We start from the raw sequence: 23262 nt of genomic DNA on the forward strand, positions 1-23262 counted from the left end.
TATTTGCACAATCAAAAAATCCCCCTGAAACAAGCGGATGTAATGAAAGAAAATCATCTGCCAATTTCAAGGGGACTATTTTAGTATTCGGTAATGAACCGTTATTTTTTACCAGATTTTTACGCGGTTCTCAGGTGCCCGGTACATCTTATCGCCAGGTTGAACGTTAAACGTGGTGAAGAAATCATCTAGGTTTTGAACCTGAACGTTCGCCCGGAGTTTAGCGGGGGCGTGAACATCAATGGAGAGTAACAATTGTTCACGTTCTGGGGTGGCCTTTTGGCGCCAGATCTTTGCCCAGTTAAGGAAGAAGGCGTTAAGGTCGGCGTCTGGTTCTCCCTTAGCAGCTTCAAGGGCACAGCTTAAGCCGCCGCCGTCCGCGATGTTTTCGGAAACGGTTAGTTTACCGTTGACCTTTTGACCGGCGTATGGCAAACCGTCAAATTCTTTGACCATCTTTTCTGCTAACTTGTGGAAGTGGGCGTTATCCGCCTCAGTCCACCAGTTATTTAAACTGCCGTTTTCGTTAAACAACGAACCGTTGTTATCGAAGGCGTGGGAAATTTCGTGAGCAATGACGGCGCCGATACCGCCAAAGTTTTTACTGGAAGACTGCTTCAGACTGTAGAACGGTGTCTGTAAAATGGCAGCAGGGAAAACAATAATGTTGTAGAACGGATGGAAGTACGCGTTTACGGTTGCCGCACTCATTTCCCACCGGGTTCTGTCTACCGGCTGATTCCAGCGTGAAAAGTCGTCTTCATTGCGGATGCGGGTGAACGTCATGAGGTTTGATAAGACGCTGCCACCGTCATTAGCTGCAGTGACTCTGAACTTGCTGTAAAGCGGGTCGATTTTATCCGGGTAGCCAACTTGAATACCAAGTTTATCAAGCTTTAAAATGGCTTTTTCCCGGGTAGTTTTACCCAGCCACGTATTGTTGGCAAGTCGCTTCTTGTAAACGTTGATCATTTTAACGACCATGTCATGGACATCTTGTTTAGCAGCCTCACCAAAGTATTTGCGGCCGTAGTAGTCGCCGACAACTTGATCAAAAACGCCGGTTGCTAAATCGTACGCGGCTTTTTGCTGGCTGCGGGCTTCTTTGCGGCCGCTCATTGCTCGGCTGTAAGTGGTGCTGGTTTGACGCTGTTCTTCGGTTAAGTAGCCGGAAAGGCCCATCACCGTCTTAAATAATAACCAGCTCTTCATCATCTGGAAATGATCATCAGTCAGTAGATCGTTTAAGGCATCGAAATAAGCTGGTTCAGTCGCGATGATCTTTTCTGGTGTACCGTGAACTAAGGACTTAATAGCCGTTCTTAAATCCAGTTTTTCGGTACTGTCAGCTATTTGATCGAGTGAGCGGGGATTATACATCTTACTGTAGTCGGCGCCCTCTTCGGCTGATTTTACGTGCGGAGCGATCAGTTTATCAAAAGCAGTGGCGTTTTCGATAATGGCTTTCGCCTGAGCCTCTTCATAACCGGCTTGCTGGAATAAAGCCGTCATCATTTTTTGAAGTACGGGCATTAATTGCTTGGCGGCCTGGTTATCCTTTTCATAATAGGTTTTATCAGGCAAGAATAAGCGCGGACCACTGGCGAAGAGGGCGTACTTTGTGGAATCCTTCATATCCGAATCAATGTCGAGTGAAAACGGTGTTGGCAGACCGGTCAAAATCCAGTCAGCCAGCTGATCGCTGAGATCTTGATAACTGTTGAGAGCTTCTATGCGGTCAAGGTAAGGCTTTAAAGGTGCACTGCCGTCTTTTTCCCGTTTATCAAAATCACTGACCAGTTGATAGAATTGCTTGAATTCGTTCATTTCATCATTATCAGGTTTTAAGTTACCGGCTAATAATTCTTTAAAGTCCGCCATTAAGGTCTTTTCAATATTATCTGAGAGATCGGTAAACCCACCCGTGGTTGAATGGTCACCCGGAATCGTGGCTGTTTTGAGCCATTCGCCGTTTACGGCGTCATACAAATCTGTTTTGATTAAGCTATGATCAATTTTATCTGCCATTTGATAACCTCCATCTTTTTGTAGACTGTGTTCATTATACAGCTACCTGAATTGCTTGGATACAGCCGACCAATCAAAAAACGGCGGTATCCAAGGTTGGTTTTCCCCGGGTAATCGCCGAATGCTTATACTGATTATTTTTGGTCAAGTTACTTTAACAAATGAACAATTCTAACGACCTGTAAGCCGCACTTCGGAAAGTTGACTCACTTGTTAAACTTTCCACCAGTGTTTTTCAATGACCGTGACGTCGTTTAAATCGTCCAGGTCAAATCGCTCGATGTCACCATTATGCGTCAGGTAGAATGCGCCATTACTTGGGGAAGTATTGACCATTCCCGTGACTGCTTGAGATCGGCTTAGTTTAAGCTTAATCACCCAGTTATGATGGTAAGCTTCTGTAATCGTCGATGATAAATCCTTTGTCGTTTCTTGCATTGCTATCCCCCCGATTTGAAAACTCAAGCTCCATTATAGGGAGCCAAAATTTGGAATTCAATCTTGACATTTTGGGAAGGTGAAGCGACATACTGTTACGGTGCGATTTACAAAAATAAAATTTTTTTGTGCCATTTCCATGAAAGAAGGCGTGAAAAGCGTTTCAGTTTTTAGACCGAATTTTAACGGTGGCGCTTTCAAATGTGGTAGCATACAGGTATACAATTAGTGGAGGTGTCAGCCATGTTTGAAAAAATTTTGGTACCAGTAGATGGCAGCGAGAACGCCTATCGGGCACTTGATGCTGCAGTTGACATTGCAAAGCACTACGATTCAAAGATCACCGTCGTTGCGATTGCAAATGATCAAAGCTACACCCAGTATGGGGCAGTCTTTGGTGATGACATTATGGCACACATGAAAAAGCAGGCTGAAGAAACGTTAGTGGCAGCCAAAGCACGTGCTAAGGATGACGGCGTTGAAGTGGAAACGGATTTTGAAGTTGGTATTCCCAAGCAGGCAATCTCAGAAACCTTACCGGACCTGCTCGATACCACACTGACCGTCATTGGCAAGTCTGGTGTGAACGGGTTGAACCGGGCCATTATGGGCTCCACGACGGGCTATGTTGTTCGTCATTCCATCACACCGGTGCTCGTTGTGGGTGATTAAAATTAAAGGATGTATCTAGGATATGAAAAGCATGTATTACGGCTGCTTCTTAGTCGGGATACATGCTTTTTGTGACATTTAAATAGCAAGTGTTTATTTCATTAAAATGTGATGACCCATGGTAAACTTACGGTAATTTCAACACGTGGGGGTGTGTAAGCGATGCTGCACACGTTATTAAAATCGGTTCGTGAATACCGTATCCAAACGATTATTTCACCGTTGCTGGTCGTTTCAGAGTCAGCGATTGAAACACTGATTCCGTTTTTGATGGCCGCCATTATTGATCAGGGAATTCGTCCAGGTAATCTCTCTGTTGTGATTCGAATTGGTTCGTTGCTATTGTTCATGTCACTCCTATCGTTAACGTTCGGCGCCAGTGCCAGCTGGGTATCAAGTCAAGCGGCAGCCGGTTTTGCCAAGAACCTACGGCACGATATTTTTAGTCAGATTCAGACTTTTTCCTTCCAAAATTTGGATCATTTTGCGACTTCCAGTTTAGTGACCAGGTTAACGACCGATATCACTAACATTCAGACGGCTTATCAGATGCTGATCAGAGTGGCTGTGCGGGCGCCTGCCATGCTGCTGTTTTCGATTGTGATGGCTTTCTTAGTGAGCAAGCAAGCCGGCTGGCTGTTTGTTTGCGTGGTTCCGGTACTGGCGATCGGTCTGTTTGAGATCGTTAAAGAATCACGGCCGTTGTTTCGGCAGGTGTTTAGGCAATACGATAAGTTAAACCGGGTTGTGCGCGAAAACCTGCGGGGAATTCGGGTAGTCAAAACCTATGGTCAGCAGAACGCGGAAACGGCCAAATTCCGTCAGTCGGCCAGGGAGATCGCCCAAGTTTTCGCTAAGGCACAGCGAATCGTGGCGTTCAACATGCCCCTGATGCAGTTTGTGATCAGTACGACGATGCTGATTTTATCGTGGCTGGCGGCGAAATTGATCGTCGGCAACAGCCTTGAAATCGGTCAATTTGTGAGCCTATTTACTTACAGTATTTCAATTTTGTATAGTCTCAATATGCTGGCCATGATCTTTTCTCAGCTGTCCGTGTCACAGGCTTCTGCAGAACGGGCGGCCGAGGTACTGGAAACGGCACCGGACATCGTGGCTTTGCCAGTTGCTGAAACCAACGTTACTAATGGCAGTATTGATTTTGAACACGTGTCGTTTCGTTATCCTGGTACCGATGAGGATCAGTTGGAGGACGTTAACCTGCACATCAATAGCGGTGCGGTTGTCGGGATTATTGGTGAGACCGGGACGGCGAAGACCACTTTAGTCTCGCTGATTCCACGCCTGTATGATGCCTCTGACGGTGTGGTACGGGTCGGTGGCAAAAACGTTCGGCAGTATGACTTGAAGGCACTGCGTGACCAAGTTGCCATGGTTCTGCAAAATACCATTTTATTTTCAGGAACGATTCGCGAAAATTTAAAGTGGGGTAATTCTGAGGCAACGGATGCACAGTTGAACCAGGTACTTGAACAGGCGCAAGCAAAGGACTTTGTGGCGGCTTTACCCGAGGGACTGGACACCAAAATTGAACAGACTGGTCAAAATGTATCGGGCGGTCAGCGGCAGCGGCTGACCATTGCACGAGCCCTTTTGAAACGGCCGAAGATCTTGATCCTGGATAACGCGACCAGTGCGACTGATACCCAAACCGAAGCACGGATTCGGCAGATCTTTAAACGTGATCTGCCCAACGTTACTAAGCTTATGATCACGCAGCGAGTCGCCAGTATTGTTGATGCTGATCAAATTATTATCATGCGCCACGGCGGTATCGAAGCCGTTGGGACACACGCTGAGTTAATGGCGGCTAATCAGTGGTACCGTCAGCTTTATCAGGCGCAGCAGAAGAGTACTGGGGGTGATCACGCATGAACGGACGACGTGAGACGTTCTGGCGGCTATTGCGACTGCTGGTGAGTGATTACAAGGGCTGGCTTTCAGTTAGCCTAATCGCCATCATTTTAAGCGCTTTATCGGGGGTAGCGGGTTCCCTGTTCATTCAGCGGCTGATTGATCATTATATTATGCCGCTGACCCGAACGGCTAACCCGGATTTTAAACCGCTCCTATTTGCCATTGGTGTCATGGCCGTGATTTTCTACGTTGGGGTGATGGCTACCGTGATCTACTCGCAGATCATGGCCGTGATCGGTCAGCGGATCCAAGAAGCAATTCGCGACCAGATGTTTGAGAAAATGCAGTCGCTGCCGCTGCGTTACTTTGATCAAAACGACTATGGCAACGTGATGAGCCGCTATACTAACGATGTTGATACACTCATGCAACTGATCACGCAAAGCTTTCCGCAGTTTGTGGTGGCCTTGTTCAACGTCACTTTTGCACTTGGGGCGATGCTTTTGTTAAGTCCGGTACTGACCGTGGTGTCACTGGCAATTTTTGCTGCCAGTATCATCATAGTTCGCTGGCTGACGCATCATAGTGCACGATACTTCCGTGCTCAGCAGGCGTCTCTTGGCCAACTGGATGCTTTCGTTGAAGAAATGCTGAACGGCGAACGGGTGATCAAGGTCTTCTCCCACGAAAAACAGGTTCAAGCTGCCTTTGAGACGTATAACGATGCGCTGCGAAACGATGCCAGATACGCCAACGGGTTTGCTACCATGCTGTTTCCGATTATGGGAAATATGGGAAACCTGCTTTACGTGCTCATTGCACTATTGGGCGGCGGCTTAGCCATTGTGCACCCAACATTGATTACGTTGGGCACCATCGCCGCGTTTTTGCAGCTTAGCCGGTCTTTCAGTCAGCCGATCGCGCAGATCTCACAGCAGCTCAATTCAATCGTGCAGGCCATGGCAGGTGCCGGCCGCATCTTTCAACTGCTGGATGAACAGCCCGAAGATGATCGGGGGACCACTACCCTGGTTAAAGAGGGTGAAAACTGGTTTTGGCAGCCGGCTGATCCTTCGCAGTCACGGGTACCAGTAAGGGGAGATATTCAATTCCAGCACGTGAACTTCACTTATCCGCAGTCTAAGGCTGGCCTGCATGATTTAAATTTTGAAGCTCAGGCCGGCACAAAAATTGCCCTAGTCGGCGAGACCGGGGCGGGGAAGACGACCACGACGAATATGCTTAATCGTTTTTATGATATTGATAGCGGTCAAATTATGTATGATGGCGTGGCGATTTCAACGATTAAAAAAGCTGATCTGCGCCGAGCGTTAGCCATCGTTTTACAGGATACGCACTTATTTACGGGCACTATCAGGGACAACATTCGGTATGGTGTGCCTGAGGCTGATGATGCGGCGGTGCTTGCTGCTGTGCAGTTAGCCCGCGCGGATGTTTTTATTAAGAAACTGCCGGCGGGCTATGATACCGAAATCACGGGTGACGGGGAAGAATTATCTTCAGGTCAGCGTCAGATGCTGGCCATTGCCCGGGCAGCTATCGTGGACCCGCCAGTGATGATTTTGGACGAAGCAACGTCTAATATCGACACCCGAACGGAGCGTTTGGTGCAAGCTGGGATGGATAATTTGATGGCTAACCGGACGACCTTTGTGATCGCCCACCGACTGTCAACGGTGTTTAACGCGGATTTGATCTTAGTGATCGACAACGGTCGGATCATCGAGCGCGGGACCCACGAAGAACTGCTCCGGTTGCATGGTCGTTACTACGAACTCTACCAGGGTTTAGCGTAAAAAAAGTCTCATTTAAGTGACCATGCATAGCCGCTTAAATGAGACTTTTTTACTCGCAATGCTTGCTAATCAGAAGAATTACTTCTTGTTTTCGCTCTTAAGCCATTGTTGCAAGTTTGAAATTTCTTTTTGGCGCTTCGTGTCCTTCTTTTGGTTCACTGGACGGCGACCTTGTACGCCATGTGGATGTGCTTTTCTCATGTGTCTAACCCTCACTTTATAAATATGATGTAATCAATCACTCGACCATTCTACCTTATATACCCACTCAATTGCAAGGACAGTTATTTAAAAAGTAAAGCTAACGGTTAGTTTAAATCTGCAAATGCGTTTAATTCAGGCACTCCCGTTATGATATGATGGTTTGTGACAAGGTGGTAGTGAAATGATAAATGAAGCAAATAAGCCGCACTCATTTTGGCAGCGCTGGTGGCCGTACGTAGTGGTAATTTTAGGCGCGCTGCTAGTGCTGGGGGTGGCACATGATGACGGCCTTTATCAGACCCCAATTTTAAAGATCCAATCAGTGAAAACGATCAGTTCGGACAAGCAGACCGATCAATTCAATAATGAGGATCGTCAAGTCGAACAAGAACTGCATGGTGTAATTACCAATGGCCCCAACAAAGGGAAGAACTTGAAGATTGAGAATACCTATTTAAAGTCAGGAGCCACGACCCTCGGTTATCATACGGGGCAGAAAGTGTTTTTGACCGTGCATCACCATCAGGGGCATCTTTCAGCCACCATTAGTAATCTCAAGCGGGATACGGCGCTGGCCTTTACGGTTTGGCTAACCATTAGCCTACTATTAATACTAATGAGGTTCAGCGGGTTAATGGCACTGTGCAGTGTCGTTGTTAACGGTGTCCTGTTCTGGCTGGCTGTCAGCTGGAACACGCATACACAGGGCGGTATTGTTTTACTGATATTCGGCGGTTTAGCAATTGTCTTTGCGGCGCTGACACTGCTGATCGTAATCGGCTTTAACCGGCAGATGCTCATGACGCTGCTAGCAACGATCGGTGGAACGGCGCTTTCCATTATTGTGGCACTGATTGTCTTCGCCCTGACTCATGAACGCGGCGTGTATTACGAGTCGATGCAGTACGTGACGCAGCTGCCGCGACCGTTGTTTTTAGCAGAAACGATCCTCGGTTCGTTGGGCGCCGTCATGGACGAATCAACGGATATCATTGCGTCTTTAATGGCGCTGAAAACGGAAAAACCGGATATTTCGGCTAAACAAATTTTTAAATCAGGCAGACAGATTGGCGGCGAAATCATGGGGCCGTTAGTGAACGTGCTGTTCTTTATTTTCGTAGCCGAAACGCTGCCGCTGGCTTTGTTATTCTTAAAGAATGCCAACTCTTGGGGTTACACCTTCAATATGACCATGTCATTGGGAGTTGTTCAAAGCCTCATTAGCGGCATTGGTATCGTACTGACGATCCCACTTGCCTGCGGGATTACAAGTCTAATGATTGGAGGTCATAAGTCATGGGGACGATTACGGCACTAGGATTGATTTTGCTGATTTGTATGGTTGCAGTGGGCGGTACCCAAGGTTTACAGGCTTGGATCAGTTTGATCTTTAATTTTAGCGCACTCTTCTTTGCCATGGTCTTAATGGCCTTTCATTTACCGCCAGTTCTCGTGACGCTGGTGACTGGTGTCATCGTGTTAGCCATGACCATCTTCTTAGGTGGTAATGATTCAAGCAGCACGATGGTGGCGTTTTACGCTTCCGTGGCAGTTTTGATCTTACTAGTGATCCTAATTATTCCAGTTGAACACTGGTCTCAAATTCAAGGCTTTGGTCAAGAAGATAGTGAAGATTTAGAAGGGATGTCCACGATTTTAGGGATTAGTTATCTAAACGTGGCAATCTCAACGGCGATCCTCAGTACGCTGGGGGCAATCGCTGAAGCGGCGATTGCGATTGCTGCCGGCTTAGCAGAAATCTTGGAACAGCACCCCAAAATCACGTTAAAGAACTTGCAGGGTGCCGGGTTTAAGGTCGGTTCACAAATTATCGGGACCACGTTTAATACGTTGTTCTTCGGCTTCTTCGGTGGCTTTTTGGCACTGTTCATTTGGTTTGCTGGGGTTCATTATTCTCCGGGTGAAATTTTAAATGATAAAATCTTGGTGGGGGAAGTCCTCATGGTCCTGTTTTCAATGATGGCTGTGATCGCCACTATCCCGTTAACCACTTGGGCAATGGTCGCTAGTGAACGTCAGGCACGAAAAAGGTTTTTGAAGTAGCAAAAAGGCCCTGTTACTTAAGGCTATACTGATAAGAATTCCAGTCGGTTCCTTGACTAAAACACGACGTAAGATTTACTTTCGTTCACTCCTTTAATGTAGCCTTAACCCGTTCCATAACTCAGATTCCGGCCATTTAATACCAAAAAAGTCCTCCCGATAAAGCCCATCGGAAGGACGTTTTTTGGTATTAAATTCTGGAATCTACCGAGTTATGTCACGACTTTAGTTTAACGTAATCGCACCAGAGTATGCCCAGTACGTTTTAGCGTTAGCTGCATTGCTAAAGCTGAATCGGTACCAAGTTGTGCCAGCCTTGTCCTTTACACCCTTATTGTTGATGTAAATGGGTTTGCCTGGTGCAGCCTGAACGGATGTCCAACTGTACTTGGTTGTGTTAGCGTAGGCGTTTTTAACGTGATTATAAAGCCGGTAGTTAGCATATTGATTAGAAAGTTTACCCGTTGCGGTAGTCTTGGTGTAAGTGACTTTGTCCAACGGCTTTGCAGAAGCTGAACTGCTTGCTTTGGAAGCAGAACCGCCAAAATCACTATAATAGTAAGAATGAACTAATTGATAGAAGGAGGCCATGTTGTAGCTTTGGCCAAAGTACCGCTTACCAGTGGTTGAATAGTAGCCGACTGGATCAGTGTGATCAGATCCGCCAAGGTGTTTAGCAACTGAAGCGTGAGACCAAACGGTTCCCTTGCCATCATAGGCAGCGTCGTTTGGTTTCAAGCCATATTCGTGAAGCAGGTATGCCGTGTACCAAGCAGCGTTAGCAACTTCGTGTGCAAAAGCACTCTTACTGTGAACTTCAACTTGTTCGAACTGAACAAACCGGGCGTTACCTGGGAAGGCAACTCCCCAAGCAAGGTAGTTGGTATTCGCAATGTTGATGATGTGTGAGGCATCAACAAATGAGTGAACGAAAGCACTTCGGTAATGTGACTTCATATAAGCGATTTCGTTGTAAATCGTGGAGTTGGGGTTCGCCGTTTCGTGGACGACCACACCTTCAGGTTTACCGACACCATGACGGTAAGCATTCTTAGGGAAACCGCCCCAAATGCTTTTGGTAACACCAGCAGGTTTAATATTTTGACTCTCAATATAACTATTTACGGCAGAACTGGCATGAGCAGTAGTCGCGTTCGCAGCCCCCACTGTGAACAGCGTCAGCAAACCAGTAAGCAACAATGAAAACTTTTTCACATTAATCATCTCTCTATAAACAAATTTTTTAATGAACGGTCGATTCATTCTCTGAAGCCATACTACCGAGAAAAAGGTGTGTTGACAAGTGAGCAAACGCCATAAAACCCTAATATTACAGTCATAGATGCTGCTTTAGTAGGCTAAGCCGGGCTTGTTTTCATTCATGTTAAAAACAGGTAACAAAACGGGCAATGTTCAAGCAATTGTCCACACCATTTTAAAAAGCCGAATTAACTTAAGAAATAAAGTTAACTCGACTTTGCGTTTGAAATTAATAAATTAAGAAGCGAGGGTAACGCCCTTCGCCTGGCATTCAGGACAAAGACCGTAAAGTTCGATGTGGCAGGAGTTAAATTGATAACCAGATTGTTTCTTGGCTGTGTTTTGCAGCATACCATCGATCTGGGGCAGGTTCGGATCGTAAATATCCGTGACCTTACCACAATTTTCGCAGATTGCGTGATAGTGAGGCCGGCCAAAGAAATCGTACCGGACACCACCGTTTTCATTTGGAATTTCAATGACGATTCCCAACTCAACGAAAAGGTTCAGCGTGTTATACACAGTGGCCAAACTCAGAGATGACATTTTGGGTGCCAGTTCTTTATAAATTTCTTCCACTGGCGGGTGATTTTCATGGTTCATCAAGTAGTCTAGAATTAATTTACGCTGAGGGGTAATACGAACGTGCTGCTCGCGGAGCTTTTGCAGGGCAGAACTAAGGGTAGCGTCAGGTTCTTTCATGACTATGGTCTCCTTTCAGATTAGAGTAATTATCAGTTACCTTTATTAAAACACTTTTTTTAGAAAGATTCCAGAGAGCTTTATTTTAATTTGGTTTCCAACGGGGAACTTTGAAGCTGATTTTTTGCAAACTTAGTCATATAAGCTTGAATTTCAGCCACTAGATCCTGGTCATCTTCGTTCACCCGGATAATGGTCAGAACTGCCGTTTTAAAATGATTATCGCCGGGTGCTAAATTAACGATGCCGATAAAATCGTCTTGTTGTTTGTTACTGATGCCCCAGGTGAGCGCTTGATCGTTCATTACCGTGCTCATTTCACGGTTAACGTAGGTCGCCGTTTCAATCATCGATTCATGAATATTGAGCCGTTGGCGCAGGGCATTAATGTCTTTCACCTTGAATTGAGTCAGCCAGTTCAGCTGATAATGCGGCGTTAAGATAGGATGATAAAGTTCAAATTTTGCCATGTTATGCTTCCTTTTGATAAGTAGATGCTTAAAAGTGTAACATAAATGAACCGTAATTCGAAAGCATTTAAGTCCTCGTAAGATTTATCACAAACTTTTTTCTGGGGCTGTAGAGCTGGCCTAGACCTGTGCTATAATTAACACGTTAAAATTAATCTATAGCATAGCGGAGGATTGAACATGATCGAAACATTTTTAATCGGTACCTATACGCATAAAAGCAGTGAAGGTGTCTACGAACTGCAATTGGACACGGATAAGAAGCAATTACAAAACCTTGAAATAGTCGGCCAAGCCGGGAACCCCACCTACGTTGCTGAATCAAAGGCGCACAAGGTTTACGCCATTGATGCTGAATCAGCTGACGGTAAGAAGCTGGGTGGCTTGAAGGTATTTGACGCAACGGAAAAGCCGTTCAAGGAACTGGATAAGAACCTCACATCAGGAGCTAATCCAGCTTACGTGGCCGTTGATGAGGACCGCCAGCTGGTCTTCACGGCTAATTACCACACCGGTGTCATTACGGTGTACAAGATCAATGCCGATGGTACACTGACCACGGCAGATACCGTTCAGCACACTGGTGCCGTTGGTCCCGCTCCCGAACAGCAGGACGGCCCGCACCCGCACTTTGCGGATCTTACCCCGGATAAGCGGTTAGTTTCCTGTGATCTGGGTGAAGACGTGGTCTACCTTTACGATTTGAGCAATGAAGGTCAGCTGACTGAAAAGTCCAAGTTTAAGTGTGCACCAGGCTTTGGCCCACGGCATATCGTTTTCAACACGGATAAGAACGTGGCATACTTAGTCGGTGAATTAGGCAGCGGCGTGGATGTCCTGGACTACGATGCGCAAGCTGGCACGTTTACCTTACGCGAAGAATTAAAGACGATTCCTCGTGATTGGACCAAGCATAATGGGGCAGCAGCCATTCGCTTATCCAGCGACAACAAGTACGTCTACGTATCGAACCGAGGGTATAATTCAATCGCAACGCTTAAGGTTGAAGATAACGGTGAGTTATCGCTGATCGATCAAATTTCTTCGGAGGGTGATTTCCCACGTGATTTCAACTTTAACGCTGATGAAAGCTTCATTATTCTGGTTAACCAAAACACGGATAACGCAACGCTATACAGCCGTGATGCTGACACCGGCAAATTAACTTTGGCACAGAAGGATTTTAAAGTACCAGAAGGCGTTTGCGTTGCTCCTGTTAAATAAGTAAATAGCAGTGGATAAATAAGATTTATCTAAGCACTCTCATTTTTAAAAGCCCGTGTCTATCATCTTTATGACACGGGCTTTTTGACTGTATTAGAACTTGCTAAAAACGGCTATAAATCCTTATAAAACGGTATTGGGGGCGTTACAATGTCCTTGGTTAGAAATCTATAAGGTTAGGAGTGAGTTAGACATGATGAATCGGATTAATCTTCAGTTAGTGGCTATGGGACGAGAGGTAACATGGGGGCGAGTCCTAGTATTGATACTGAACTTTGTCACCTTCATCAGCCTGATTCTAGGCACTTCAGAACTACTGTATGCCGGCCTGTTATTTGCAAGCCTGGTGCTTTTCAGCGGTCACTTTATGGCCTTCGATACAACGAAACAGGCACGCGGCCTGCAGGAACTTGATTTGTGGCTGATTGGCTTGACACTGGCTGCCGGTTATTTGAAATTAGTGATGGGAATTTAATAATAGAAAAATAAGGCAAGTGTTCGCTAGGTATCCTTCAAGTTTGAGGGATACCTTTGTAGTTGTTTGATGCGGATCACTAATTTCCCGCAAAAATGGTAAAATGAAAGTAGTGAATAAAGAGGAGAAAGTTTGCCATGAAACGACGTGCAGCACCAAAAAAATTTTTGCTAAAGCGACCCGCTTTTTGGATCGTCCTCATCTTGATTGTGGCGCTCGGCAGCGCAGCAGTTGCTCATGAGATGCTTACCCGCTTGGCCAACCGCGAAGCGGCGGTCAAGACTATTTCCAAGCCCAAACCTAAGCCCGTTAAGTTGACGGCGGCTGAGAAGAAGGTTGCCAAAAAATATTATTTAAGTCCCAGGGTGACCGCCAAAGCACATGCCGCTAAGGTAACCGCAATTGGTGATTCGGTGATGGTTGATATCAAACCGGAAATAAAGCAGGTTTTTCCGCATGTACTGATCAATGGTGCGGTGGGCCGGCAATTCTATGAGTTACCCAACATTACCCAAAGTTTAAAAGCCGAAAATAAGCTGGCGGATAACGTCGTCGTCAATCTAGGAACTAACGGACCGCCCGAGAAGGCCGACGTTTCGCGATTCTTGAAAGTGGTCGGCAATAAGCGGCAGGTTTACTGGATCAACACCCACGTCCCATCGCAAAAGTGGGAAGGCAAGACTAACCGGCTGATTGCATCCACCGCCAAGAGCCACCGCAACGTGCACATGGTGGATTGGCATGACTTTAGTGAAGGCCAAACTAACTTTTTTGCTTCCGACGGCGTGCATTTGCAAACCAATGGTGCGATTGCATACGTTGCCTTGCTGGCGAAAACAATGGCTGAATAGAAGCCGTGACATAACTCGGTAGATTCCAGAATTTAACACCTAAAAGCGTCCTTCCGATGGTTTTTATCGGGAGGGCGCTTTAGGTGTTAAATGGCCGGAATCTGAGTTATGGAGCGGGTTAAGGCTACATAAAAGAGGTGAACGAGAGTCAATCCTACGCTATATTTTAATCAAGGAATTAACTGGCATCCTTATTGATATAGACTCAAGTCACAGGCCCCATTATGCTTCACGTGATTCAAATCGAAGCTGAGTCTAAATACCTGGTCATGATTGCCAAATGGTGTTCGATCGTCAGTGCCTTCAGCACCCCCATACCAGGGAAGTGATGGTCCTCAGCTAACGTGGCCAGCTTAGCGGTAGCAGTTGTTTGATTGATAGCGGGTTGGGTTTTGATCCATTTCACCGCTTTTGCCAACGCTTCAAAATACTTCTCCCGTTGATGTTTAAAGTCATCGTGCTGGTCGGAAACGAAGTGGCGGATGCGTACTTGACCGTTCGCTAGGTAAATCAAATGAAGTGCGACGGTGCGACTCGGATGACCATGGTCAAAGTACGTAGCACCCTGAGTGAGATAATCGCTAAAGCCGATCTCATGATACTGGCGGGCGAATTCGATATCGTTTGACCAAAAACTGTCGGGCATCTCGGTGAAATCAAAACTATGCTCTGGTACCGCGTAATGGTCAAAGAGGTGACCGAAGCGGCGTCCCGTCAATAGCTGACGAATGCGTGCTTCAGGTGGGACCAGCAGCGTCGCGGAATCCGGAATCCAGCCACGGTCAAGGAACAATTTTAAATCCGCGTAATGTTGAACGATTACCAGGCTGTCATTTAACAGGCGAGCGGGTAACAGCGGCGTCAAGACGTAGGCACGCTGTATGCTAGGCGCCGTAAACAAGTCATCGATGGGGTAACGCTTTGCGGCCTGAAAATTGTAGTGGTCCACCTGCGGGTTTTGAATCACCGCTAATGGCTGCTGATGCGCACCAAAAGTAGCAATCGTCTTTGGCAATGCCGGCACGTCACGCACCGGTTCAATGATGGGGATAACGTTTTTCGTCATAGCTTGGCTGGCAAATTCAGTTAGGGCGCGCAGATCGAACTGGCGACCGCGAAAGTAAGGATAATAGATCATTTTGAATTCGCCTCGTAAAGCTGGTGCTGCAGTTTGGCAATTTCCAAATTGAGCGCATCAACTTCTTCTTGCAGTGCTGTTACGGCATTCGTCCGGGTTTCATCTATAAAGCGGTCGTAGAAGTTATTTTCCGGATCATAGATGTCGTAGTGCTGGTGACGCTTTTTGAGTTCTTTAAAGAGCCGGTCAGTTGAATATTGGCTGATGCCGGTTTCAACCCGTTTAGCTTTACGAACTTCGCGCGCTAAAGAATAGAGGAAGTGGCGCATTAACTCATCTTGATCAAGGGTGATCTCCTGATAACACGGTTTCTTCTCCACGGTGAGGTATCCGGGTGCTAAAACTGGTTCGGTACTGGCGGCTAACTGAGCGGGATCATATTTTTGATAACTCAGTACCCCAATTTCAGCCGGAATTTCGGCTTGCACTTCCTGATAAAGCGCTAGCGGCAAGACAAAATAATTATAGTTACCAACAAAGGAAAGTTTGGCGTTTGAATGAAAATCACTTTTAGTGACCTTTAATTCGTAACAGCGCCACTCATCTTCGCCGCTCGGTAAATGCTGGTAGCTTAAGGTGTCCACGATGCCCTGATCATCTGGCATGGTCACTTCTTCAACTGCAATACTGCCTGCTTCAACGCAGGTTTCATACAGCGTCTTTTCCAGTTCTAGCGTGAGTTTGGTTTTCACGATTAATTCGACTCCTTATCGGTCAATTCCCAGAAATGTTCAATGGTGGGTGCCAGTTCGTTAGCAGCGTGCAGGATTCGATGATACTGCCAGTGCGGCGGGAAGTAGCGGGTATAGCGCTGGCTGGCAAACCGCTGATCCATCAAAAGCACGATGCCCTGATCAGAAGTACTGCGGATCAAACGGCCAGCAGCTTGAAAAACGTGGTTCAAGCCGGGAATTTGATAGGCGTATTCAAAACCGGGTTCGCCCTGAGAATCGAAGTAGTCGCGCAGCAGGTTATTTTCCGTGCTGATGCCCGGCAAACCAACGCTGACGATGGCAACACCAATCAAGCGGCTAGCGGTGAGGTCAATTCCCTCGGAAAATAAACCACCTAAAATGGCGAAACCAACCAGCGACTCATTAGGGTCAGATTTGAACGCGGCTAGGAAATGTGCCCGGTCTATCTCGCTCATATTAGGGGCCTGGGTGACCGTTTTTAAATCCGGGTAGGCGGTTTGGAACGCTAGACTGACAGTACTCAAAAAGCTGTAAGAAGGCAGAAAGACTAAGTAGTTGCCCACTTTCCCGTTAACGAGGGTTTTGATACTGGTAATGATTTTGGCTAAGTTGGCGTCCCGGCTACGATAAGTGGTGCTGATGTAGTCGGTGATCAGAATACTTTGGTGTTTGGGCGGAAAGGGTGATGGCAACTGGTAACACAGGCTGTCATCGCTGCCGCCCAGGACGCGTTGATAGTAAGCTAACGGCGACAGTGTAGCGGAAAACAAAACTGCACCGCGGCCCTTGTCCAGACAGTCGCGCAAGAAAGCACTGGGATCCAGGCACAGCTGTTTAAAGGTGATCTCACGGTCATGGTCGTCGCCTAAATTAATTTTGGTACGGTAAGTTTCATCGTAAAAATCGGCAATCTTCAGGTAGCTTAAACAAGCAAAATAGTAATCGAGGACCGCCTTCGTGTAGTCGGTTTGCGGCCGCTGTTCGTCGCCGAGCCAGTCACTGATATGGTCGCTTAACTTGGTAACGGCCTTGTTAAAGTCATCGGCAGGACTGTTAAACACGCTTTCTTCCTCACCGCTTTCCAGCAGCGGGCCGGCAACCTTAAAGAATGCCCGCCGCATGGCGCGGAAAGCTCTCAGTAGGGTTGGCGTGCCCTCATCGGCATTTTTAGTGGTGGCGATCAAATCCGTCAATGGCGCCAGTGAGAGTTCCGTGGAGTACATATCCCGGGAGCGGCTGACCAAGTTATGTGCTTCGTCCACCAGGAAAAAATTATCGTCGTCATGGTCGACAGAAAAGAAGCGCTGCAGGTAGACTTGCGGATCGAACAGATAGTTGTAGTCGCAGATGATCACATCACAAAATAAGCTGACATCCAGTGAAAATTCAAAGGGGTCCAGCTGATGTTTACGGGCGTAAGTTTCAACCGTTTCCCGGGTGATCGCCGTTTCGTTGGTTAAAATATCCTTCAAACCGGGTTTTAAGCGATCATAATAACCCACCATATACGGGTTTTCTTCTGGGGAGAGATCTGCTTCCTCTGGAAAGGTGATCGTATCCTTAGCCGTCAGCGTAATGCTGCGCAGCTTGAGTCCTTGTTGTGCCATCAAGCCGAGTGCCTGTTCGGCGACCCGGCGCGTACTTTGCTTAGCGGTCAAGTAAAACAGCCGCTGAATCTGATCTTCACCCATGGCTTTAATGCACGGAAAGACGGTGGAGATGGTTTTGCCGGTGCCGGTGGGGGCTTCGATAAAGAGCTGCTTTTTTAAACGCAGGGCTTTGTAAACGGCAACGGCTAGCTCTCGTTGCCCGGTTCGATAATGATCGAAGGGAAACGGCAGGTCCTTGATTGAAGCGTTGCGCGTTCTGCGTAGGTCAGCCTGCAGTTTCAGCCAAGTTTCATACTCCGCGGTGACGGCATTAAAAAACTTCGTGGCTTCCGCTAAAGTGTAACTGATTTTTTTGGTAGTGACTTCTTCGGTAGTTCGCCGGTAGTAGGTCAGTTGCAGGGTCAGCTGACTGAGATCCTCATCAGTCATCAAAATGTAGGCATACATTTTAGCCTGTCCCCAGTACAGCGTGAGGGTGTTTTCAGTGAGGTCTTCAAAGGCAGCGTCAGACGTTTTGATTTCCTCAATCAAAGTGTCGTTGCCGTTTAAAATGACACCGTCCGCCCGGCCGTGAACCAGGTAGGGCTTACCCGCCAGTTCGACTTGGTGCTCAAGGCTATATTCTTTTTGATAGTTGGCTCCGCGGGACTTTTGCAGCATACGGTGGATCTGGGCGCCTTCTAACGCCGTATTCATACTGTTCATACTAGCGTTCAGGTCGCCTGACCGTAACGTAAATTCAACTAGTTCGCGGATACCTAATTTGGTGATCGTCATTTTTTCGAATCCTCTTTGTTCATAGCTGAAACCCATTATAGCATGATACGTCACTGACGAATGAATGATGCTGGATCGTGGAATTAGAAAAGACGGCGTTGGAAAACGCTTAAAAAAATTGAAAAAAAGCTTGTTTCAGACAAGCAAACAGGGTATGATATCACCAATGAAACCTTTAACAAATAGTCCTGTGAGGCTAAGAAGGTACGGTGAAATAGGCGTAAAGTCTAGCTTTTATTGAACCTCTCTACCCACAGGCGGCAGAGAGGTTTTTGTTGTCTGACGATTTAATTGTCTCCCGTGAGAGCAAAACGTCCAATGGTCAAACCCAAAAAGGCGCGCTTTGCAAACACGGCAAGGCGCGTTTATTTTAGGAGGAAAAAACTATGATTGAAACCACCAAGCCGTTAAGTTACGCAAACGTACTCAGTATGAAAGATCTGGAAGCCGATGAAGTGATGGCCTTCGTTAGGGAAGCCCAGGCTTTTAAAGCTGGTAAGCAAATTCAGTTGACCAGACCGGCATACGCAGCCAACCTGTTTTTTGAAAATAGTACCCGGACCCACACCAGTTTTGAAATGGCAGAACGCAAATTGGGCCTGCAAGTCGTTGATTTTAACCCAGCTGTCAGTTCGGTCAATAAGGGTGAAACGATGGCCGATACTGTGAAAGCCCTGCAAGCCATTGGTGTGGATGTAGTGGCTATTCGTGACCGGCACAACGAGTACTATACCAAGCTGGTTAACGACCGCCACATTCATCTGGGGATTGCTAACGGTGGCGACGGTTCCGGTGAACATCCTTCACAGTCCTTATTGGATATGATGACGATCTACGAAGAATTTGGCAGTTTTGCAGGCCTGAAAGTAGCCATCATTGGTGATTTATCACATTCCCGGGTGGCCCGCTCCAACATGGAGGTCTTGAATAAGCTGGGAGCTCAGGTCTTCTTTGGCGGCCCCAAGAAGTGGTTTGACGACCGTTTTGATGCTTATGGCACTTGGATGCCGGTGGACGATTTGGCAGATCAAATGGATGTCATGATGTTCTTACGGGTTCAGCACGAACGGCTGGACGCTTCAGAAAACAAGCACTTTACCGCTGCCAAATACAACGCAGAGTACGGCTTGACACCCGCCCGTAAAGCGCGGATGCAGGAACACGCCATTATCATGCACCCGGCACCAGTTAACCGCGGCGTTGAAATTGCCGATGAGTTGGTTGAATGCGACTGTTCCAGAATTTTTCAGCAAATGGCCAACGGTGTTTACGTTCGGATGGCGATTATGGCCAGTCTGCTGCGGTATCAAGGACTGGTGGATGAGGATTAATGATGAAACGATTAATTAAAAACGGCCAGTGTTTAGTTAACGGGCATTTACAAGTCAGGGACATTTTAATTGCTGATGGTAAAATTGCGAAGATTGGCCAGCACCTGAGTGCCCAAACGCCCGTTGATCAGATTATTGATGCACAGGGATTATTTGTGAGCCCCGGGTTGGTGGATGTTCATGTACACTTGCGCGAGCCTGGACAAACCGCTAAAGAAACGGTTAAAACGGGTAGCTTGGCTGCTGCACACGGTGGCTATACCACCATTGCAGCGATGCCCAACGTAATTCCAGCGCCGGATACGCCGGAACGGCTGAAAGCCATGCTGGCGCTAAATCAGCGTGATGGGGCGGTACACATGGTTCAATACGCCACGATCACCACTGACCGCGGCGGTGACGAGCTGGTAGATATGGCTGGTTTGAAGGCCACGGGGGCCTTTGCGTTCAGTAATGACGGTAACGGTGTCCAAACGGCGGGGACCATGTATCAAGCCATGCAGCAAGCTGCCCAGTTAAACATGGCCGTGGTTGCCCACGCGGAAGACGATAGTTTGACGTTTGGCGGTGTGATGCACGAAGGCGGCGTATCCAAACGGTTAGGACTGCCAGGAATCCCCAGTGTATCTGAAACTGCCCAAGTGGCACGCGACGTGGCCTTAGCGGCAGCAACCGGGGCCCATTATCACGTTTGCCACGTGTCATCAGCCGCCACGGTACAAGTGATCCGCGCGGCTAAGGCTGCCGGCGTAAACGTGACCTGTGAGGTTTCACCGCATCATCTACTATTGCGTGATGAGGATATTACCAGCGATAATGCCATGCTGAAAATGAATCCGCCGCTAGGCAGTGAGCAGGATCGCCAGGCCCTGATTACTGGCTTATTGGATGGCACCATTGATTTAATTGCCACGGATCATGCTCCGCACACGGATGCAGAGAAGGCGCGGTCCATGCTTAAAGCACCCTTTGGCATTACCGGCAGTGAAACGGCCTTTGCTATGCTGTACACCAAGTTTGTTAAAACGGGATTGTTTAGCTTGGCGCAGCTCATTAATTGGATGGCTGCTTCACCAGCGGCACGTTTTGGGTTAAATGCCGGTCAGCTAATGGCTGGTGCACCAGCAGACGTGGTACTGTTTGATTTAACCACCCCATTTACGATTCAAGCTGCGGATTTTCTTTCTAAGGGACATAATTCACCCTTTATCGGTCAACAAGTTCTGGGAAAAACCATCCGGACTTTAGTTTCGGGTGAGGATGCTTACATCAATCGGCCTTAACTTTGGGGTTGTGCTTGCGGGGAACTCCCTCCAATCAGTATAATGAGTGTGATGAAGATTGGAGGGGAAACGGTATGACTGAGGAAGAATTGATCGCATTAAAACCGCTTTTGGCAGCGTATAACGTGGAACTGGTCACTCAGGGGACCATGGTCACACGCGTGAATGACCATGAAGCACAGTTAGACGCAACCGGGTACATGCCGGAGCAGTTGATCAAAGTTGTTTTAGAGATCATTGCTGCTGATTTAAGAGCAGCGTTGTTTAAACAAATGCACGCATAATATAACAGAAGTATGACAATTGTTTCAAAACACCAACAAATATTAACTTGAATGAGACGCCTACGTAATTTTCTTTGATTATACTAGTCCCTGTTGTATAAATTAGGAATTAGTTATTTGAGGAGACTTTATCTTGTCAATTAAAACTTGGGTAGCGGGGTTATTACTTGCTATATCAATGTTTGTGGGCGTTGCTGGTGTGACCGGAACGACTGCAGCTGCAAAAGTTAAATATAATCCAAAGGCTGATGCGATTATGAGTGTGTCAGCGTTTAAACGAATGGGCCGGGTGCATTACCATAACCGGGTCTTCACGTATTACTCACCAAACGGCTCGCATATTTTTGGGCTGGGTGCGTATACTTCAGATGGTACATACACGTTGAACGGTCATGATAAGAACGGTTATTTGATTTTAGCGAATAATAAGAAGTTTGGGACTAAAATCAAGACACCGTTGGGCGTAGGCGTTGTTCACGACCGCGGCACCTATGGCGGTCATTATGACATTGTCGTTAAATAAAGGCGTAAAATAATAGCGGCTAGTTTTCCGAATCGGAAGACTAGCCGCTATTATTTTACGTAATGGATCAATTAAATTTCCAATTGTCCAAGTCTTTTTCGTGTTTACCAAGATAATTAATTGCTTGGTGAACCAGTGATTCCGAATCCTTATCAAGCTGGTCAGCCGACTTATCGCTCTCATAGTCTGAAAGGAACCCTTTACCAATGGCTTTGTAGATGCGTTCACGGGCTTCACCATTATCTTTAAACAAGGTATCTAAACCCTTAACATCATCTTTTGCTGCTTTGTAAATGACTTCAGCAAGGTCGTCACGGTTGCCTAATTTCTTAGCACCGTATTCCATTAAGAAGTCGTTCATATCGACAATAACACTCTCTTTGCGTTCTCTCTCAGATTTTTTCAAGAATAATCACCTCTAAGTTTATTTTAAGGCTTTACTAGGTCGGAATTCAACGTGTAAGCGCGGATAAATCAATGTCAAAGGTGAATCTTTTTCGATTGACCGATAATGGTAAAAAAATGGGCGTTACTTGATGTCCGTCAAGTTAAGTTACTGTTCTAACGGCTACAATCAAGTTAGAATAAAGTTAGTGGCCAACTTGATTGGAGGGATAACGTTATGTTAGAGCATCATGATGCGATAGCGTGTGTCAAATTAGTACCGATCTTTCAACAGCTCGATCACGAGACGATTTCTGCCGTGGCCGACTTGGTGCAGGAACGGCACGTCAATAAGGGTGAATTTGTTTTTATGGCAGGTGAGCATGCCGATTCATTGATGATTATGGCTCACGGACAAGTAAAGGTGACGCAGAGCTCAGCTAGCGGCCGTGAACAGATGATTCGGCTGCTTCAGACGGGTGATTTTGACGGTGAGTCAGTTCTGTTTGAAGATAAGGAACGTCAAACTAGTGCTGAAGCATTGACTGACACACAGATCTGCTTGATCACCCGGCAGGACTTTCAGAAGTTGATCAAGCAATCCCCAGCGGTGGCGATCAATATGCTGAATGCTCTGGGCAAACGGGTGTCTGAACTTGAAGCTCAAGCGGCTGCTACTTTGACCACTAGCGTTGGTGAGCGGTTAGCGAATTACTTAGTTGAAACCGGCTCAGAATTGGACACGAACGATTTTGACCTACCGTTGCAAAAAAAAGATCTGGCGCTTTATTTGGGCACTTCTCCCGAAACAATTAGCCGTAAGTTAAAGCAGTTCTCAACGTCGGGGCTGATTTCTCAGCGCGGGCGTAACCATATTAAGCTCAATGATATTGATGGTTTGATGATGGTTGAAAGTTAATCATTAAAATTAAAACGCTTAACCATTTAACAGACTATGCAATTAGTGGTAGTCTGTTTATTGTTGTTGGGTCCATAGCTCAGTTGGGAGAGCGCCTGCTTCGCATGCAGGAGGTCGACGGTTCAAGTCCGTTTGGATCCATTTTATTTTTAGAAAAAAGGTAATAATTGTATTAATAGTTTTTGCATGATATGATGCGGTTAATGTTATTGGTTACTATTTAAGGGGGAACCGC

Annotated in this window: 23 protein-coding genes and 1 tRNA gene; 14 read left to right on the forward strand and 10 right to left on the reverse strand. The window is 46.8% G+C overall.

All coding sequences use genetic code 11. The features are described from left to right. Nucleotides 1-108: 108 nt before the first annotated feature. Together CES81_RS00320 and CES81_RS00325 are read right to left on the reverse strand one after the other, a co-directional pair. Nucleotides 109-2028 carry a M13 family metallopeptidase gene (locus CES81_RS00320; RefSeq protein WP_089120223.1) on the reverse strand — a complete coding sequence of 640 codons (1920 nt, stop codon included), beginning with the start codon at nt 2026-2028 and terminating at the stop codon, nt 109-111. 213 nt (nt 2029-2241) lie between these two features. Beyond that, on the reverse strand, nt 2242-2466 hold the full coding sequence (locus CES81_RS00325; RefSeq protein WP_089088342.1) for a hypothetical protein: 225 nt from the start codon (nt 2464-2466) through the stop codon (nt 2242-2244). A 243-nt stretch (nt 2467-2709) separates the two neighbouring features. On the opposite strand from CES81_RS00325, the gene CES81_RS00330 reads away from it, so the two are divergent. From CES81_RS00330 to CES81_RS00340, 3 genes are all read left to right on the forward strand, one after another. Further along, complete coding sequence (locus CES81_RS00330; protein ID WP_089120224.1) at nt 2710-3138, forward strand: universal stress protein; 429 nt, start codon at nt 2710-2712, stop codon at nt 3136-3138. A gap of 162 nt (nt 3139-3300) precedes the next feature. Further along, nucleotides 3301-5034 (forward strand): ABC transporter ATP-binding protein, encoded by a 1734-nt coding sequence (locus CES81_RS00335; RefSeq protein ID WP_089120225.1) that lies wholly within the window; start codon nt 3301-3303, stop codon nt 5032-5034. After that, a complete protein-coding gene (locus CES81_RS00340; RefSeq protein ID WP_089120226.1) occupies nt 5031-6833 on the forward strand; it encodes an ABC transporter ATP-binding protein in 1803 nt (600 codons plus the stop codon). Before CES81_RS00335 ends, CES81_RS00340 begins: the two co-directional genes overlap by 4 nt. Before the next feature lie 78 nt (nt 6834-6911). Here the strand turns inward: CES81_RS00340 and CES81_RS13725 are convergent, their stop codons facing one another. Continuing rightward, nucleotides 6912-7034, reverse strand: coding sequence for a hypothetical protein (locus tag CES81_RS13725; RefSeq protein ID WP_263849857.1), 123 nt, complete (start codon nt 7032-7034; stop codon nt 6912-6914). Between the two features lie 184 nt (nt 7035-7218). Here CES81_RS13725 and CES81_RS00345 point away from each other — a divergent pair, with 184 nt between their 5' ends. Continuing rightward, the gene (locus CES81_RS00345) at nt 7219-8355 is read left to right on the forward strand and encodes a YibE/F family protein (RefSeq protein ID WP_089120227.1); all 1137 of its coding nucleotides are present in this window, start codon (nt 7219-7221) and stop codon (nt 8353-8355) included. Continuing rightward, nucleotides 8334-9101 (forward strand): YibE/F family protein, encoded by a 768-nt coding sequence (locus tag CES81_RS00350; protein ID WP_089088347.1) that lies wholly within the window; start codon nt 8334-8336, stop codon nt 9099-9101. The genes CES81_RS00345 and CES81_RS00350 overlap by 22 nt, the downstream gene beginning before the upstream one ends. 225 nt (nt 9102-9326) lie before the next feature. Here the strand turns inward: CES81_RS00350 and CES81_RS00355 are convergent, their stop codons facing one another. The 3 genes from CES81_RS00355 to CES81_RS00365 all read right to left on the reverse strand — a co-directional run bounded on the left by CES81_RS00355 (nt 9327) and on the right by CES81_RS00365 (nt 11533). Further along, the gene (locus CES81_RS00355; RefSeq protein WP_089120228.1) at nt 9327-10325 is read right to left on the reverse strand and encodes a peptidoglycan recognition protein family protein; all 999 of its coding nucleotides are present in this window, start codon (nt 10323-10325) and stop codon (nt 9327-9329) included. 273 nt (nt 10326-10598) lie between these two features. After that, nucleotides 10599-11063 carry a Fur family transcriptional regulator gene (locus tag CES81_RS00360; protein WP_089120229.1) on the reverse strand — a complete coding sequence of 155 codons (465 nt, stop codon included), beginning with the start codon at nt 11061-11063 and terminating at the stop codon, nt 10599-10601. Between the two features lie 80 nt (nt 11064-11143). Then, complete coding sequence (locus CES81_RS00365) at nt 11144-11533, reverse strand: hypothetical protein (RefSeq protein ID WP_089120230.1); 390 nt, start codon at nt 11531-11533, stop codon at nt 11144-11146. Nucleotides 11534-11713: 180 nt separating this feature from the next. On the opposite strand from CES81_RS00365, the gene CES81_RS00370 reads away from it, so the two are divergent. The 3 genes from CES81_RS00370 (at nt 11714) to CES81_RS00380 (ending at nt 14083) form a co-directional block, all read left to right on the forward strand. Beyond that, nucleotides 11714-12757, forward strand: a complete 1044-nt coding sequence (locus CES81_RS00370) for a lactonase family protein (RefSeq protein ID WP_089120231.1) — start codon at nt 11714-11716, stop codon at nt 12755-12757. A gap of 193 nt (nt 12758-12950) precedes the next feature. Continuing rightward, the gene (locus tag CES81_RS00375; RefSeq protein WP_125924006.1) at nt 12951-13232 is read left to right on the forward strand and encodes a hypothetical protein; all 282 of its coding nucleotides are present in this window, start codon (nt 12951-12953) and stop codon (nt 13230-13232) included. A 137-nt stretch (nt 13233-13369) separates the two neighbouring features. Next, nucleotides 13370-14083 carry an SGNH/GDSL hydrolase family protein gene (locus CES81_RS00380; protein WP_089120232.1) on the forward strand — a complete coding sequence of 238 codons (714 nt, stop codon included), beginning with the start codon at nt 13370-13372 and terminating at the stop codon, nt 14081-14083. A gap of 238 nt (nt 14084-14321) precedes the next feature. On the opposite strand, the gene CES81_RS00385 is transcribed toward CES81_RS00380, so the two are convergent. From CES81_RS00385 to CES81_RS00395, 3 genes are read right to left on the reverse strand one after another with little or no spacing between them, the layout of a single operon-like run. Continuing rightward, on the reverse strand, nt 14322-15221 hold the full coding sequence (locus tag CES81_RS00385) for a sce7725 family protein (RefSeq protein ID WP_089120233.1): 900 nt from the start codon (nt 15219-15221) through the stop codon (nt 14322-14324). After that, nucleotides 15218-15913, reverse strand: coding sequence for a hypothetical protein (locus tag CES81_RS00390; RefSeq protein WP_089120234.1), 696 nt, complete (start codon nt 15911-15913; stop codon nt 15218-15220). The genes CES81_RS00385 and CES81_RS00390 overlap by 4 nt, the downstream gene beginning before the upstream one ends. Before the next feature lie 2 nt (nt 15914-15915). Then, on the reverse strand, nt 15916-18303 hold the full coding sequence (locus tag CES81_RS00395; protein WP_089120235.1) for an ATP-dependent DNA helicase: 2388 nt from the start codon (nt 18301-18303) through the stop codon (nt 15916-15918). Nucleotides 18304-18689: 386 nt separating this feature from the next. On the opposite strand from CES81_RS00395, the gene CES81_RS00400 reads away from it, so the two are divergent. The 4 genes from CES81_RS00400 to CES81_RS00415 all read left to right on the forward strand — a co-directional run bounded on the left by CES81_RS00400 (nt 18690) and on the right by CES81_RS00415 (nt 21724). Further along, nucleotides 18690-19634: an aspartate carbamoyltransferase catalytic subunit gene (locus tag CES81_RS00400; protein ID WP_089120236.1), complete on the forward strand. Its 945-nt coding sequence runs from the start codon at nt 18690-18692 to the stop codon at nt 19632-19634. 2 nt (nt 19635-19636) lie between these two features. Further along, entirely contained in the window at nt 19637-20917 is a 1281-nt protein-coding gene (gene pyrC, locus CES81_RS00405; protein ID WP_089120237.1) for a dihydroorotase, read from the forward strand. A gap of 74 nt (nt 20918-20991) precedes the next feature. After that, the gene (locus tag CES81_RS00410) at nt 20992-21201 is read left to right on the forward strand and encodes a hypothetical protein (protein WP_089120238.1); all 210 of its coding nucleotides are present in this window, start codon (nt 20992-20994) and stop codon (nt 21199-21201) included. A gap of 133 nt (nt 21202-21334) precedes the next feature. Then, nucleotides 21335-21724: a hypothetical protein gene (locus tag CES81_RS00415; RefSeq protein WP_089088360.1), complete on the forward strand. Its 390-nt coding sequence runs from the start codon at nt 21335-21337 to the stop codon at nt 21722-21724. Nucleotides 21725-21791: 67 nt separating this feature from the next. On the opposite strand, the gene CES81_RS00420 is transcribed toward CES81_RS00415, so the two are convergent. Next, the gene (locus CES81_RS00420) at nt 21792-22130 is read right to left on the reverse strand and encodes a hypothetical protein (RefSeq protein ID WP_225356308.1); all 339 of its coding nucleotides are present in this window, start codon (nt 22128-22130) and stop codon (nt 21792-21794) included. 216 nt (nt 22131-22346) lie between these two features. Between CES81_RS00420 and CES81_RS00425 the strand changes: the two genes are divergently transcribed. Beyond that, the gene (locus tag CES81_RS00425) at nt 22347-23027 is read left to right on the forward strand and encodes a Crp/Fnr family transcriptional regulator (protein ID WP_089088362.1); all 681 of its coding nucleotides are present in this window, start codon (nt 22347-22349) and stop codon (nt 23025-23027) included. 68 nt (nt 23028-23095) lie between these two features. Next, nucleotides 23096-23168: transfer RNA gene (locus CES81_RS00430), tRNA-Ala, on the forward strand. Nucleotides 23169-23262 lie beyond the last annotated feature (94 nt).

The organism is Secundilactobacillus pentosiphilus (assembly GCF_002217985.1).
Taxonomy (GTDB): domain Bacteria; phylum Bacillota; class Bacilli; order Lactobacillales; family Lactobacillaceae; genus Secundilactobacillus; species Secundilactobacillus pentosiphilus.

Excerpts from the sequence above, each read along its gene's own strand:
- CES81_RS00320 (WP_089120223.1), bottom strand. The coding sequence starts at position 2,028 with ATGGCAGATAAAATTGATCATAGCTTAATCAAAACAGATTTGTATGAC.
- CES81_RS00325 (WP_089088342.1), bottom strand. The coding sequence starts at position 2,466 with ATGCAAGAAACGACAAAGGATTTATCATCGACGATTACAGAAGCTTAC.
- CES81_RS00330 (WP_089120224.1), top strand. The coding sequence starts at position 2,710 with ATGTTTGAAAAAATTTTGGTACCAGTAGATGGCAGCGAGAACGCCTAT.
- CES81_RS00335 (WP_089120225.1), top strand. The coding sequence starts at position 3,301 with ATGCTGCACACGTTATTAAAATCGGTTCGTGAATACCGTATCCAAACG.
- CES81_RS00340 (WP_089120226.1), top strand. The coding sequence starts at position 5,031 with ATGAACGGACGACGTGAGACGTTCTGGCGGCTATTGCGACTGCTGGTG.
- CES81_RS13725 (WP_263849857.1), bottom strand. The coding sequence starts at position 7,034 with ATGAGAAAAGCACATCCACATGGCGTACAAGGTCGCCGTCCAGTGAAC.
- CES81_RS00345 (WP_089120227.1), top strand. The coding sequence starts at position 7,219 with ATGATAAATGAAGCAAATAAGCCGCACTCATTTTGGCAGCGCTGGTGG.
- CES81_RS00350 (WP_089088347.1), top strand. The coding sequence starts at position 8,334 with ATGGGGACGATTACGGCACTAGGATTGATTTTGCTGATTTGTATGGTT.
- CES81_RS00355 (WP_089120228.1), bottom strand. The coding sequence starts at position 10,325 with ATGATTAATGTGAAAAAGTTTTCATTGTTGCTTACTGGTTTGCTGACG.
- CES81_RS00360 (WP_089120229.1), bottom strand. The coding sequence starts at position 11,063 with ATGAAAGAACCTGACGCTACCCTTAGTTCTGCCCTGCAAAAGCTCCGC.
- CES81_RS00365 (WP_089120230.1), bottom strand. The coding sequence starts at position 11,533 with ATGGCAAAATTTGAACTTTATCATCCTATCTTAACGCCGCATTATCAG.
- CES81_RS00370 (WP_089120231.1), top strand. The coding sequence starts at position 11,714 with ATGATCGAAACATTTTTAATCGGTACCTATACGCATAAAAGCAGTGAA.
- CES81_RS00375 (WP_125924006.1), top strand. The coding sequence starts at position 12,951 with ATGATGAATCGGATTAATCTTCAGTTAGTGGCTATGGGACGAGAGGTA.
- CES81_RS00380 (WP_089120232.1), top strand. The coding sequence starts at position 13,370 with ATGAAACGACGTGCAGCACCAAAAAAATTTTTGCTAAAGCGACCCGCT.
- CES81_RS00385 (WP_089120233.1), bottom strand. The coding sequence starts at position 15,221 with ATGATCTATTATCCTTACTTTCGCGGTCGCCAGTTCGATCTGCGCGCC.
- CES81_RS00395 (WP_089120235.1), bottom strand. The coding sequence starts at position 18,303 with ATGACGATCACCAAATTAGGTATCCGCGAACTAGTTGAATTTACGTTA.
- CES81_RS00400 (WP_089120236.1), top strand. The coding sequence starts at position 18,690 with ATGATTGAAACCACCAAGCCGTTAAGTTACGCAAACGTACTCAGTATG.
- pyrC (WP_089120237.1), top strand. The coding sequence starts at position 19,637 with ATGAAACGATTAATTAAAAACGGCCAGTGTTTAGTTAACGGGCATTTA.
- CES81_RS00410 (WP_089120238.1), top strand. The coding sequence starts at position 20,992 with ATGACTGAGGAAGAATTGATCGCATTAAAACCGCTTTTGGCAGCGTAT.
- CES81_RS00425 (WP_089088362.1), top strand. The coding sequence starts at position 22,347 with ATGTTAGAGCATCATGATGCGATAGCGTGTGTCAAATTAGTACCGATC.